This window comes from Bacillus sp. LNXM65 (genome assembly GCF_002998575.1).
Lineage (GTDB): Bacteria > Bacillota > Bacilli > Bacillales > Bacillaceae > Bacillus.
Genome location: NZ_PVRB01000007.1, coordinates 41061 through 53723, shown reverse-complemented (window position 1 = coordinate 53723; position 12663 = coordinate 41061). Strand labels below are relative to the sequence as shown.

The window sequence follows — 12663 nt, the reverse complement described above, 5'->3', positions numbered from 1 at the left end:
AGCACAATTGGCACAGCCTAATATGGGAACACCTCCTGTTGATCTCAAATTAAAAGAGGGTCTTCCGCCAAAGCCAGAGACGATGCTGCGTTTATTTTGTGAGAAATTTTTCAAAAATAAACTGGCGGTTGCCGGCTCCGTGATCTTATTGGTCATTATCTTTTCAGCCATTTTCGCTCCAGTGATTGCCCCTTATGCACCAGAGCAGCAAGATTTATTGAAGCGGCTCCAGCCGCCAAGTGCTGAGCATTTGATGGGAACTGACAAGTTTGGCCGAGATATTTTCTCAAGGGTGCTTTATGGAGCGAGGGTCTCTCTGCTAGTTGGCTTCGTCTCAGTGGTCGGGGCGATCACCATTGGCACCGTCGTTGGAGCGGTAGCAGGGTATTTCAAAGGATTTGTTGATTCTATCTTAATGAGATTTGTTGATGTGGTATTGTCGATTCCTGACATTTTTCTATTGATCACGCTTGTCACCATTTTCAAACCGGGCATTGATAAATTGATATTAATCTTTGCTTTGACCGGCTGGACCACAACCGCGAGACTGATCCGCAGTGAATTTTTATCACTACGAACAAGAGAATTCGTACTTGCGGCAAGAACCATTGGAACGAAAAACCATGTCATCATCTTTTCGCATATTTTACCGAACTGTATCGGTCCTATTATCGTGTCAGCTACACTTAAAGTAGGTTCCGTCATTTTAGCCGAATCAACGCTGAGCTATCTAGGGTTTGGCATACAGCCGCCAACAGCAAGCTGGGGCAACATGCTACAAGATGCACAAAACTTCTCGATTATGGTGCAAGCGTGGTGGTATCCGCTCTTCCCAGGTTTACTGATATTGCTGACCGTTTTATGCTTTAATTTCTTAGGAGATGGGCTGAGAGATGCGCTTGATCCTAAAAAGCTAAAGTAATGCCTCATTTTTTATGACAAGATGAAAGGGACTCTGCGACACGCACTTTGTTTTCTTTATAAAAATAAAAAAATGCACGCCATCATTCGCTCCGCTTGAAGTTTTGATAAAGTTGGAATAATTTCTCTATCCCTTGCCCATACTGTGGACAACAGTTTTTAAAAAGTGAGGGATTGGTTATGTTATTTCTTCATGACGTATGGGTGAATTGGTTTGAAGGGGAAGAAAATGGCTACAATGTGTGTCATTTTCATGAGTGGCGCAAGGAGGACAGCGTTGAGCTGTTAGATCAAGTGCCTTTACTCAAGGTGCAGAGTCCTTTGTTTGATTACATAGAGAATGATCTTTCAGAGCTGCCGAAGACGCTGCTAGAATCTGTATTTGAGAAATCATATATTCGAAAAAATCATGAACGGCGTAAATTAGAGTATTGCTTTGTGGTCACGGACGGCATTCGAATCATTGCTGTGGATACGATTGGGTATTCCATTCCTGTGAGGAAAAGCCGCTTAATCCCAAGGCAGGAGCAATTGGTGTATGAAATGGTGAAAGATGTGAAGGCTGAGGAATATGAATTCTCTAAGGGCAGCCTTGAGTCGGCGAAGGAGTATCATATTTTGTCATTGCCGCCGCAGCACATCAGTGGATTAACGAGAAAAGAAAGACAGCTGAAGCAGCTAATGTTTATGGCGCTCGATCAATTAAAAGGTCTTCAAAACAGGGCGGAGATTGCGTATTGGTATACGGAATGGAACCCGCGCATGTACAACCAAATCAAACGAATGTCATTCGAAGAGATTTGGAACATGCTTTACAATGAAACCATTGATGGGTGGTCAGAGAATCATTTAGCATTCTGTGAAAAAATGATTAAAGGACAGCCGTTTTTTGAAAAGCTTTGGGAAATGGAAAACGAATCAAAAGTGAATTAGAAAAAGCTTGCAGCGTGATGTGCTGCAAGCTTTTTTTATTTGCGTTTTCTGCCAAGACCCATCGCATTCTCCATTTTTTTCAGCATTTTGTTTGCTGCGCGGTTTGCTTTTTCAGCACCTTCGTCAAGAATGCGGTCAAGCTCGTCTGACTCAATGAGTTCATAGTACCGATCTTGTATTGGTTTTAAAGCATCAACGACTACGTTCGCAAGATCTCCTTTAAACTCACCATACCCTTTGCCTTCGTACTTTTGTTCCAGCTCTGAAATCGATACGTTACCTAATACAGAATAAATCGTCAGCAAGTTGGCAATACCAGGCTTGTTCTCTTTGTCATACTTGACGATGCCTTCAGAATCCGTCACAGCACTTTTAATTTTCTTTTCAAGCTGCTTTGGTTCATCTAATAAGGTAATGAAGGATTTTTGGTTCGGATCGGATTTGCTCATCTTTTTCGTTGGATCTGTTAAAGACATAATCCGAGCGCCTTCTTTTGGAATTTTCACTTCAGGTACAGTGAAGATGTCATTGTATTTTCGATTAAAACGTTCAGCAAGCGTTCTAGTCAATTCAAGATGCTGCTTTTGGTCTTCTCCGACAGGGACTAAATCAGTACCGTATAATAAGATATCGCCAGCCATTAATGGGGGATACGTTAATAGGCCTGAAACAACCGCTTCCTTACCAGCGGATTTGTCCTTAAATTGGGTCATTCTTTCTAATTCCCCAATATAAGCAACACATTGCAGCATCCATCCTGCCTGGGCGTGAGCAGGTACCTCTGATTGGATAAACAATGTTGCCTTCTCTGGATCAAGTCCAACTGCTAAATAAAGAGCTGCTAAGCTTCTAATATTTTGGCGAAGAGCTAGCCGGTCCTGACTCACCGTAATCGCATGTTGATCGACTACACAAAAATAGCCATGATAATCATGCTGCAAATCGACAAATTGCTTCATTGCTCCAATATAGTTCCCTAAAGTCACAGAACCGCTCGGCTGAATGCCAGAAAAAATTGTCTTCTTTGTCATACTAAAACCTCTTTTCTTCAATATAAAAAGGCCCACCCGTCACTTTTCAACAGAAAAGGGACGAATGAACCGTGGTACCACCCTTGTTATTTCACAAAGAAATCACTCAAGACGTTGATATCGGAGACTGCTCCGTCTAAGCCTACTAACTTTCAAAAGTGTTCGGTTAGCTGCTCCAAAGCCCATTCCATACATGCCATTATCTGCTCGCACCAGCCGCAGACTCTCTGTAAATGGTGAATATATGTACTCTTCTTTTTCATCGCAACAGTATGTCTATCTATTATAAAGGATGACCATAAAAAAGTCACGAAGCCCTCATGTGACCTTCTCATCATGCCGTTTGACACTTAAAATTTTAGATAAAAAATCAACTATCTGTCAGAATTTTTTAAAAAAGGATGATTAATTATATGTATAAAACATTATTCCTGCTGAATTTGTTAAATTATTTTAATCAATTTATGCTTTAATTTGTTGAAGTGATTGAGACTTTAGTTTATAAAAATCCCTCTTTATCCCCATTTACGTTTTTTTAAAATATATGAAATTGATATTGCAATAAATTATTCTATTCATTATAATTAATTTGTTCACACGTTTGTGCTAGGCTCTTTACATAGTGAAAATTCAGAAAAAACAAAAGAAATAGAAAGTAAGCTATTTAGGGACTTTTTTACGCTATTTCTTAAATCTGAATCTCATCTTCTATCGAGACCTTTGAACTAAAACATATTATAAGGGGGAATACAGTTGAAAAAGCGTTGGTCTGTTGTTACTTTAATGCTTATTTTCACACTTGTATTAAGCGCTTGTGGTTTCAGCGGAAACAAATCAGGCGACAGCACGAGCAGTTCTGGAGAGGCTAAAACAACATTAAATGTGAATATCTCCACTGAGCCTTTTTCTCTACATCCGGGATTGGCAAATGATTCAACTTCAGGAAGTGTCATCCGTCAGACTTTTGAGGGATTAACAAGAATTAACGCTGAAGGTAAGCCAGAAAATGCAATGGCTTCTGATATCAAAACAAGTGCTGATGGTAAAACATACACATTCACACTTCGTGATGCAAAATGGTCTAATGGTGACCCTGTCACAGCTAAAGATTTCGAATATGCTTGGAAATGGGCATTAGATCCTAAAAATGAATCTCAATATGCTTACCAGCTTTATTATATTAAAGGTGCTGAAGCAGCGAACAAAGGGAAAGCGAAAGTTGCTGATGTTGGCATTAAAGCTAAAGACGACAAAACGCTTGTAGTTGAGCTGGAGAACCCAACACCGTTCTTTACTGAACTAACTGCATTCTATACGTATATGCCAGTCAACAAAAAAGTGGCTGAAAAGAATAAAAACTGGTTCACAAATGCTGGTGAAAACTACGTATCTAACGGACCATTCGTTCTTTCTAAATGGAAACATGGCGGTTCTATCACGCTTGAAAAGAACAATGAATACTGGGATAAAGATACTGTGAAATTGAAAAAGATCAACATGTCTATGATCAAAGATACAAACACTGAGCTTAGCATGTTCAAAAAAGGCGAGCTTGACTGGGCTGGTTCACCAACTGGAAGCCTTCCAACTGAGTCTTTAAAAACATTGAAAAAAGAAGGCGGTCTTAAAATCCAAACGATCGCAGGTATCTATAACTACAAATTCAACACAGAAGTAAAACCTTTAAACAATGCAAACATCCGTAAGGCCCTTGCATACTCAATCAACCGTCAAGCGATCGTTGACAAAATTACGCAAGGTGAGCAAGTGCCAGCTATGGCAATCGTTCCTCCAACAATGGAAGGATTCACTGATAACAAAACTGGCTACTTCAAAGATCACGATGTAGCAACTGCGAAAGAATTTCTTGAAAAAGGTGTGAAAGAATTAGGTTATAAGTCAGTTTCTGATCTTCCAGCATTGAAACTTTCTTACAACACAGATGAAGGCCACCAAAAGATTGCACAAGCAATTCAAGAAATGTGGAAGAAAGACTTAGGCGTGAAAGTTGAACTTGATAACTCTGAGTGGAACGTATACATCGACAAGATCCACAGCGGAGATTACCAAATCGGACGTATGGGCTGGTTAGGTGACTTCAACGATCCAGTGAACTTCCTTGAGCTTTACAAAGATAAAGACGGTGGAAACAACGACACTGGATGGGAAAGCAAAGAGTACAAACAATTGTTGAATGATTCTGCGAAAGAAACAGATAAAACGAAACGTGAAGAAATGCTGAAAAAAGCAGAAGAAATCATCATCAACGATATGCCTATAGCACCAATTTACTTCTACACTCAGCTTTGGGTACAAGATCCAAAACTAAAAGGTGTGGTTGTATCTGGACTAGGTGATGTTCAATACAAATGGGCACATTTCGAAAAGTAAGAATTATAGTGTAAGAGATCTACGGCAAGGATCTTAAGGTATATGGAGGATGTCTCTCCATATACCTTTCTTGCTGATTAGAGAAAATGTTGTAAAATCATGGAGGTGCAATTCCGTTGCTTAAATATATCGGTAAGCGATTAATATATATTTTAATCACACTGTTTGTTATTGTAACTGCAACTTTCTTTCTCATGCAGGCAGCACCGGGTGGTCCATTCTCTGGTGAGAAGAAACTTCCTGCTGAAATTGAAGCAAACCTAAACGAGCACTACGGGTTGGACAAGCCCTTATTTGTTCAATATGTAAACTACTTAGGTTCAGTTGCAAAATTAGATTTTGGTCCCTCATTTAAATATAAAGGACAAACTGTAAATGACTTAATCAGTTCTGGATTCCCCGTTTCCTTTACCCTCGGAATTGAGGCAATTCTCCTCGCATTAGCATTTGGTGTATTGTTTGGGGTCCTTGCAGCGCTCTATCATAACAAGTGGCAGGACTATACGATTGCCATTTTAACGATCTTTGGAATTTCAGTTCCAAGTTTCATTTTAGCTGCGCTGCTACAATATGTATTTGCATCTGAGGCAAGCGTTTTAGCGATTTTCCCAGTTGCAGGATGGGAGTCTTGGGCCAGCACCGTACTACCTTCTATTGCACTTTCCTTCATGCCTATGGCATTTATCGCTAGACTTGCACGGTCAAGTATGCTTGAAGTTCTAAACAGTGATTACATTAGAACGGCTAGAGCGAAAGGATTAACGAAATCAGCTGTGACGATTAAACACGCAATTCGAAACGCATTGTTACCTGTCATTACATATATGGGACCAATGGCTGCTTCAGTGTTAACAGGTAGTTTTGTCGTGGAGAAGATTTTCGGTATTCCTGGATTAGGCTCTCACTTTGTCACAAGTATTACAAACCGTGATTACACCGTCATCATGGGTGTCACAGTCTTCTACAGTATTATTCTATTAATCAGTATTCTAGTCGTTGACGTCCTCTACGGTATTATCGATCCTAGAATTAAACTGACGAAGGCGAAGAAAGGGGTCTAACACATGGAAGAGATGAGAAAAGATTTATTTGTTCCTGCGACAGCTGACGCAGCAGAATCTGAAAAAATTTCTAAACCTAGTCTATCTTTATGGAAGGATGCTATGCTTCGCTTCCGTGCAAATAAACTTGCAATGGTTGGTCTTTCAATCATTTTTATTATTGTGATGCTGGCCATCTTTGTTCCGATTTTTTCTAAATATGATTACTCGACGACCGATTTACTGAATGCAGACCAGCCACCTTCAAAAGAGCACTGGTTCGGTACAGATGATTTAGGACGTGACATGTTTGTCCGTACATGGGTCGGGGCAAGAATTTCGATCTTCATCGGTCTTGCTGCAGCGGTCCTTGACGTGATCATCGGTATTATCTGGGGAAGTATTGCTGCGTTCAAAGGCGGCCGTACAGATGAAGTCATGATGCGTATCGCAGACGTTTTATGGGCAATTCCAACACTATTAATGGTTATCTTAATGATGGTTGTTCTGCCAAAAGGATTATTAACAATTATCCTCGCCATGACAGTCGTAGGCTGGATAAACATGGCACGTATCGTTCGGGGACAGGTTCTACAATTAAAGAGTCAAGAGTACGTTCTTGCTGCACAAACATTAGGTGCGAAAACATCTAGACTTTTATTTAAACACTTAATTCCAAACTCAATGGGACCAATTCTTGTCACAATGACACTCACCATTCCTTCAGCTATTTTCACGGAGGCATTCTTAAGCTATCTAGGACTTGGTGTACCGGCTCCATTAGCGAGCTGGGGAACAATGGCGTCTGACGGAATTCCGGCCATGACGTACTATCCTTGGAGATTATGGTTCCCAGCCGCATTTATCTGTATAACAATGTTTGGTTTTAACGTGGTTGGAGACGGACTAAGAGACGCTTTAGATCCGAAGTTGCGTAAATAAGGAGTGATTAGGATGGAACGTGAACGTATTCTAGAGGTGAAAGACCTTGCAATCTCATTTAAAACATATGGTGGAGAGGTTCAAGCCATTCGTGGTGTGAACTTCCACTTAAATAAAGGCGAGACACTTGCTATTGTAGGTGAATCTGGCTCTGGTAAAAGTGTGACATCACAGGCCATCATGAGATTAATACCGATGCCGCCGGGTTATTTCAAGCGCGGACAGATCCTGTTTGATGGGCAAGATATCGTCAAGAAAACAGAAAAACAAATGCAAACCATTCGAGGAAAAGACATCTCAATGATCTTCCAGGATCCGATGACTTCTTTGAATCCAACGATGAAAGTCGGGAAGCAAATTACAGAAGTACTGTTCAAGCACGAACAAATTTCAAAAGAAGCGGCTGAAAAAAGAGCCATTGAATTACTGGAGCTTGTTGGAATTGCAATGCCTGAAAAAAGAATCAAGCAATACCCGCACGAATTTAGTGGCGGGATGAGACAAAGGGTTGTCATCGCGATGGCGCTCGCAGCAGATCCAAAGCTATTGATTGCCGATGAGCCGACGACAGCACTAGATGTAACGATTCAGGCGCAAATTTTAGAATTAATGAAAGAAATTCAGCAAAAGGTTGAAACATCTATTATCTTTATTACGCATGATCTAGGTGTTGTCGCCAACGTCGCTGATCGTGTAGCCGTTATGTATGCAGGACAGATTGTGGAGACAGGGACTGTTGATGAAATTTTCTACAATCCAAAACATCCATATACGTGGGGACTTTTAGCATCAATGCCGAGCCTTGACACAGATGGCGGAGATGAAGGAAAGCTGACTGCAATCCCAGGAACACCGCCAGATCTGACAAACCCGCCGAAAGGAGATGCATTTGCACTCCGAAGCGATTATGCAATGAAAATTGACTTTGAACAAGAACCGCCAATGTTCAAAGTATCAGATACGCATTATGTGAAATCATGGCTACTTCATCCAAATGCACCTAAAGTTGAACCGCCTGCTTCTGTAAAGGCGAGAATGCGTGAACTAGAAGGTAGCTACGAAAAACCTGTATTAGTAAAAGAGGGTGAATAGCATGGCAGAAAAACTGTTAGAAATCAAAAATTTGAAGCAACATTTCCATACAGCAAGAGGGACTGTGAAAGCAGTTGACGGAGTTTCATTTGATATTTATAAAGGTGAAACACTTGGCCTTGTAGGGGAGTCTGGTTGTGGTAAATCCACTACGGGCCGCTCCATCATTAGACTTTATGATGCGACAGATGGTGAGGTTCTTTATAAAGGGGAAAGTGTACACGGGAAGAAATCAAGACAAAAAATGCTTGAGTTCAACCGTCAAATGCAGATGATCTTCCAAGATCCATATGCCTCACTCAACCCTAGAATGACAGTGCTTGATATCATTGCAGAAGGCATCGACATTCATGGCCTTGCGAAAACAAAGCAAGCACGTAAAGAGCGTGTATACCAATTGCTTGAAACCGTTGGATTGAACAAAGAGCATGCAAACAGATACCCGCATGAATTCTCAGGTGGTCAAAGGCAGCGTATCGGAATTGCCCGTGCATTAGCAGTTGAACCAGATTTCATCATCGCCGATGAACCAATCTCTGCATTAGATGTGTCGATCCAAGCACAGGTCGTCAACTTAATGAAAGAACTTCAAGAAGAAAAAGGCTTAACGTACTTATTCATTGCCCATGACCTGTCTATGGTAAAATACATCAGCGATCGTATTGGTGTGATGTATTTCGGAAAATTGGTTGAGCTGGCACCAGCGAATGAATTATACGAAAATCCGCTTCATCCATATACAAAATCATTACTATCTGCGATTCCGCTCCCAGATCCAGATTATGAGCGTAACCGCAAACGAATCAAGTATGATCCATCTGTTCACAAAGGAACGAACACCGAGTTCCGTGAAGTGAAGCCAGGTCACTTTGTGAGCTGCACAGAGGAAGAATTCAAAGAGCTTCAAGCTAAACAATCATAAGAAGAAAGAAGCGCTGCTATGTCAGTGCTTCTTTTTTTATTTTACAAAAAAATAAGATGATGGTAATTTCTAGATAACAACAAGCAGGTTCTAGGAGGAAATCAGATGTCCATATGGAAGACGTTTCGCTACTCATTATTTCACTTTCTAATTGTATTCATGCTTTTTTCAACGTCTTTTTTGAGGAAACCAAATGGGGGACAGTGGATGCTCGTGTTTATGGTGCTCACTGGCATTGTGTCTTTTTCGGTGGAATATATGCTTAACCGAAAGACAAGCAATCAGAAGCAAGAAGCACGGCGCATGAAGTATCTTTATTTCATTATGTTTCAAATAGCGATGACACTTATCCTCTTTGTTTGTTTTCAACTACTCATGGACCGTTCGATATAAAACTTTTTTCTGTTGTTTGAAAAAAAGTGAAACTAGTGAAGACTTTGCTGCGTCTTACTAGTACAGGCGTTTAAATAATAGGAAATCGGGAATATCTAAGGAAGTGGTTCTTAACGATATCATAAGGAGCGGATCCATGAATTGGTATGAAAAGCTCAGTGAATACTTCCCGATAGAAGAAATGAAGTCAAAAGAGCATATGGAAGCTTTATTAAAGGAAAGAAGTGATGTTTATCATAAGGAGGAAGGACCTCATCATGTGATGATGTACGCCGAATTTGATTCTTTCATCTTTATTGATTATTTATTTGTTTCCAGAGATGCAAGAGGTGAAGGCCTCGGATCAAAGCTCATTCATAAGCTGAAGGAAAAAAAGAAACCGATCTTGCTTGAGGTCGAGCCTGTAGATGAAGATGATGCAGATACTGCAAAACGCCTAAAGTTTTACCAAAGAGAGCACTTCAAGCACGCAGAATCAATCGGTTATAAACGCAGGTCACTTGCAACAAATGAAGTGAACCGCATGGAAATCCTTTATTGGTCGCCTCTTACAGATAATGAGGAAGAAATGATGGAGGCTATGAGGAAGACCTATGAACGAATCCATACGTATAAAGATGAAGAATGGTATGGGCAGTCGTATGAGGATGTTGATGATGTATTGAAGGTCATTGAAAATAGAAAACAAAAAAATATTTTCGATCATCTCGACTAAATGAGAATGTTCAGACATCAAACGGCACCACAAAATGAATGAAATTGTCTAGTTTTTGTCACAAAAATTGCAAGAAAATCTGTTCACACTTACTTTTTTATAGTATAATCACTATAAAGATTACTTATTTAGAACAATTTTAATTTAAGAATACAGATCAATATTCATTCTACAAATTGAGGAGTGAAGATTTATGGTAACATTATACACATCACCAAGCTGTACATCATGTAGAAAAGCAAGAGCGTGGTTAGAAGAGCACAATATCCCGTATCAAGAGAGAAACATTTTTTCTGAGCCTCTTTCAATCGATGAAATCAAAGAAATTCTTCGAATGACTGAAGACGGTACAGATGAAATTATCTCAACACGTTCAAAAGTATTCCAAAAGCTAAATGTGAATGTTGAGACAATGCCGCTTCAACAATTGTATAAACTGATCAATGAGCATCCAGGTCTTTTAAGACGTCCAATCATCTTGGATGAAAAAAGACTACAAGTTGGCTACAATGAAGATGAAATTAGACGTTTCCTTCCAAGAACGGTTCGTACATTCCAACTAAGAGAAGCTCAGCGACTTGCTAACTAATAGAAAATTGAAAAGCTGCCGATCATTTGGCAGCTTTTTTTATTTGTTTTCAGCTGTTTGTTCGTAAAATAGGCTGGCTAAAATGACCATTACGACCGTTAAAAACGGAAGCATAAATTCGAGAGTCGCATGCTGAGCCATAAATTCATTCAATTTCACATCACGAACAATCATTTCACCGCCAGTAAAAGCCAAAAGAGCACTTCCTCCGTATAAAAGAAACGGGAATTTGGTTAAAGCGGCATGAATCAGTTTACTTCCCCAAATAATAATCGGTACTGAAATCATAAGGCCGAAAGCGGTCAGCAGCATGTTGCCTTTTGCCGCACCTGCAACTGCAATCACATTATCAAGTGACATAAAGAGATCTGCAATCACAATGGTCTGAACCGCACGCCAAAGGGAGCCGCTGCTTTTAATGCGAATCGATTCTTTCTTTTGTTCAATTAACAAATTGTATCCTATATAAAGGAGAAAAAGCCCGCCGATAAATTGCAAATAAGGGATGGTCAATAAATAAACTGCGGCACCCGTCATCATAATTCTCATCAGCACTGCCAAAAGTGTGCCGATCCATATGGCTTTATTGCGTTTGTCATTTGACAAGCTGCGGCTAGCCATCGCAATGATCAACGCGTTATCCCCGCCTAAAATCAGATCTATGCCAATAATCATTAGTAAGGATACGATCCACTCTGTTTCCATCCATTTCACCTCATGTCTAATAGAGCTCGTACAACCAATATATGAAGACAATTCAAATATATGTTTCTGCAAGTTTTCTCTGCAAAAAATGCGTTTTTATTTCTTTTATTCATGTTTTATCATAAAATAGATAGTACGAAGTAATACCTCAATTCTTTAAACGGTTAACATGTAGACGGAACGGGTAAAGTGTAGTAAAGTACTATTAATTGGGAGCTTGTATGTCCCTTCAACATCTTATATAGAAGGGAAGGTTGGCAAAATGGAAATTGAAAGAATTAATGAACATACAGTGAAATTTTATATTTCCTACGGTGATATTGAAGATCGCGGATTTGACCGTGAAGAGATTTGGTATAATCGTGAACGCAGTGAAGAGCTGTTTTGGGAAGTAATGGACGAAGTGCACGAAGAAGAAGAATTTGCAGTAGAGGGACCGCTTTGGATTCAAGTGCAGGCACTTGACAAAGGTCTTGAAATTGTCGTGACGAAAGCCCAACTTTCTAAAGATGGACAAAAGCTCGAATTGCCGATTCCAGAAGATAAAAAAGATCAAACAGATGAAGAAAGTCTAGACGCACTGCTCGATGATTTTCAAAAAGAAGAGCAGGATCAAGAAGACCATAATGAGAAAGACAAAAAACTTCAACTTCAATTTGTGTTGAAAATGGATGACTTTGAAGATTTGATTGCACTTTCTCAATTAAATATGCAGGATTTTACCACAAGTTTATATTCGTTTGAAAACCGTTATTATCTATATGTTGACTTCCACGAGGATTTGTCAGATGAGCAAGTGGAGAATAAGCTCAGCATTTTGCTTGAATATGCTCATGAATCAGTGGTCAGCATTTACAGACTGAAAGAATACGGTCAGCTGATTATCGAAGGAAACGCCCTTGAAACGATTCAACAGCACTTCTCGTAACCAACAAAAGTCGATTTCTATAGAGGAATCGGCTTTTTTATCTGAATGAATAGGTAAATAA

13 protein-coding genes, 1 pseudogene and 1 other annotated feature are annotated in these 12663 nt (G+C 39.9%); of the genes and pseudogenes, 12 read left to right on the top strand and 2 right to left on the bottom strand.

From position 1 onward, the window contains the following. Positions 1–22: 22 nt before the first annotated feature. Both opp4C and C6Y03_RS14295 read left to right on the top strand, forming a co-directional pair. A complete protein-coding gene (opp4C, locus tag C6Y03_RS14300) occupies positions 23–922 on the top strand; it encodes an oligopeptide ABC transporter permease (RefSeq protein WP_081311422.1) in 900 nt (299 codons plus the stop codon). A 179-nt stretch (positions 923–1101) separates the two neighbouring features. Further along, a complete protein-coding gene (locus C6Y03_RS14295) occupies positions 1102–1854 on the top strand; it encodes a YjbA family protein (RefSeq protein WP_106039526.1) in 753 nt (250 codons plus the stop codon). A 35-nt stretch (positions 1855–1889) separates the two neighbouring features. Here the strand turns inward: C6Y03_RS14295 and trpS are convergent, their stop codons facing one another. Beyond that, entirely contained in the window at positions 1890–2885 is a 996-nt protein-coding gene (trpS, locus tag C6Y03_RS14290) for a tryptophan--tRNA ligase (RefSeq protein ID WP_034663275.1), read from the bottom strand. Positions 2886–2938: 53 nt separating this feature from the next. Beyond that, positions 2939–3157, bottom strand: a binding site (T-box leader). A 481-nt stretch (positions 3158–3638) separates the two neighbouring features. Here trpS and C6Y03_RS14285 point away from each other — a divergent pair. From C6Y03_RS14285 to spxA, 8 genes are all read left to right on the top strand, one after another. After that, positions 3639–5276, top strand: coding sequence for a peptide ABC transporter substrate-binding protein (locus C6Y03_RS14285; RefSeq protein ID WP_034666712.1), 1638 nt, complete (start codon positions 3639–3641; stop codon positions 5274–5276). A gap of 116 nt (positions 5277–5392) precedes the next feature. Beyond that, on the top strand, positions 5393–6337 hold the full coding sequence (locus C6Y03_RS14280; protein ID WP_060596003.1) for an ABC transporter permease: 945 nt from the start codon (positions 5393–5395) through the stop codon (positions 6335–6337). 3 nt (positions 6338–6340) lie between these two features. Then, positions 6341–7258 carry an ABC transporter permease gene (locus C6Y03_RS14275; RefSeq protein WP_034663265.1) on the top strand — a complete coding sequence of 306 codons (918 nt, stop codon included), beginning with the start codon at positions 6341–6343 and terminating at the stop codon, positions 7256–7258. Between the two features lie 12 nt (positions 7259–7270). Continuing rightward, the gene (locus C6Y03_RS14270; protein ID WP_034663262.1) at positions 7271–8350 is read left to right on the top strand and encodes an ABC transporter ATP-binding protein; all 1080 of its coding nucleotides are present in this window, start codon (positions 7271–7273) and stop codon (positions 8348–8350) included. 1 nt (position 8351) lies between these two features. Beyond that, positions 8352–9272 carry an ABC transporter ATP-binding protein gene (locus tag C6Y03_RS14265; protein ID WP_034663259.1) on the top strand — a complete coding sequence of 307 codons (921 nt, stop codon included), beginning with the start codon at positions 8352–8354 and terminating at the stop codon, positions 9270–9272. Positions 9273–9377: 105 nt separating this feature from the next. After that, positions 9378–9665, top strand: coding sequence for a hypothetical protein (locus C6Y03_RS14260; protein ID WP_106039525.1), 288 nt, complete (start codon positions 9378–9380; stop codon positions 9663–9665). A 136-nt stretch (positions 9666–9801) separates the two neighbouring features. Continuing rightward, a complete protein-coding gene (locus C6Y03_RS14255) occupies positions 9802–10380 on the top strand; it encodes a GNAT family N-acetyltransferase (RefSeq protein ID WP_060596005.1) in 579 nt (192 codons plus the stop codon). 193 nt (positions 10381–10573) lie between these two features. Further along, a complete protein-coding gene (gene spxA / locus C6Y03_RS14250; RefSeq protein WP_003211421.1) occupies positions 10574–10969 on the top strand; it encodes a transcriptional regulator SpxA in 396 nt (131 codons plus the stop codon). A gap of 39 nt (positions 10970–11008) precedes the next feature. Here spxA and C6Y03_RS14245 read toward each other — a convergent pair whose 3' ends face one another. Continuing rightward, positions 11009–11674, bottom strand: coding sequence for a TerC family protein (locus C6Y03_RS14245; protein ID WP_034663251.1), 666 nt, complete (start codon positions 11672–11674; stop codon positions 11009–11011). A 175-nt stretch (positions 11675–11849) separates the two neighbouring features. Here C6Y03_RS14245 and C6Y03_RS19655 point away from each other — a divergent pair. Together C6Y03_RS19655 and mecA are read left to right on the top strand one after the other, a co-directional pair. After that, a pseudogene (locus C6Y03_RS19655) lies at positions 11850–11970 on the top strand (hypothetical protein); the annotation flags it as partial. Next, positions 11937–12602, top strand: a complete 666-nt coding sequence (gene mecA / locus C6Y03_RS14240) for an adaptor protein MecA (protein ID WP_012009573.1) — start codon at positions 11937–11939, stop codon at positions 12600–12602. The pseudogene C6Y03_RS19655 and the gene mecA, both read left to right, overlap by 34 nt. Positions 12603–12663 lie beyond the last annotated feature (61 nt).

Bases quoted from the DNA above. Each gene is read 5' to 3' on its own strand.
- trpS (WP_034663275.1), bottom strand. From the start codon at position 2,885: ATGACAAAGAAGACAATTTTTTCTGGCATTCAGCCGAGCGGTTCTGTG.
- mecA (WP_012009573.1), top strand. From the start codon at position 11,937: ATGGAAATTGAAAGAATTAATGAACATACAGTGAAATTTTATATTTCC.
- C6Y03_RS14255 (WP_060596005.1), top strand. From the start codon at position 9,802: ATGAATTGGTATGAAAAGCTCAGTGAATACTTCCCGATAGAAGAAATG.
- C6Y03_RS14245 (WP_034663251.1), bottom strand. From the start codon at position 11,674: ATGGAAACAGAGTGGATCGTATCCTTACTAATGATTATTGGCATAGAT.
- C6Y03_RS14295 (WP_106039526.1), top strand. From the start codon at position 1,102: ATGTTATTTCTTCATGACGTATGGGTGAATTGGTTTGAAGGGGAAGAA.
- C6Y03_RS14275 (WP_034663265.1), top strand. From the start codon at position 6,341: ATGGAAGAGATGAGAAAAGATTTATTTGTTCCTGCGACAGCTGACGCA.
- C6Y03_RS14270 (WP_034663262.1), top strand. From the start codon at position 7,271: ATGGAACGTGAACGTATTCTAGAGGTGAAAGACCTTGCAATCTCATTT.
- opp4C (WP_081311422.1), top strand. From the start codon at position 23: ATGGGAACACCTCCTGTTGATCTCAAATTAAAAGAGGGTCTTCCGCCA.
- C6Y03_RS14265 (WP_034663259.1), top strand. From the start codon at position 8,352: ATGGCAGAAAAACTGTTAGAAATCAAAAATTTGAAGCAACATTTCCAT.
- C6Y03_RS14260 (WP_106039525.1), top strand. From the start codon at position 9,378: ATGTCCATATGGAAGACGTTTCGCTACTCATTATTTCACTTTCTAATT.
- spxA (WP_003211421.1), top strand. From the start codon at position 10,574: ATGGTAACATTATACACATCACCAAGCTGTACATCATGTAGAAAAGCA.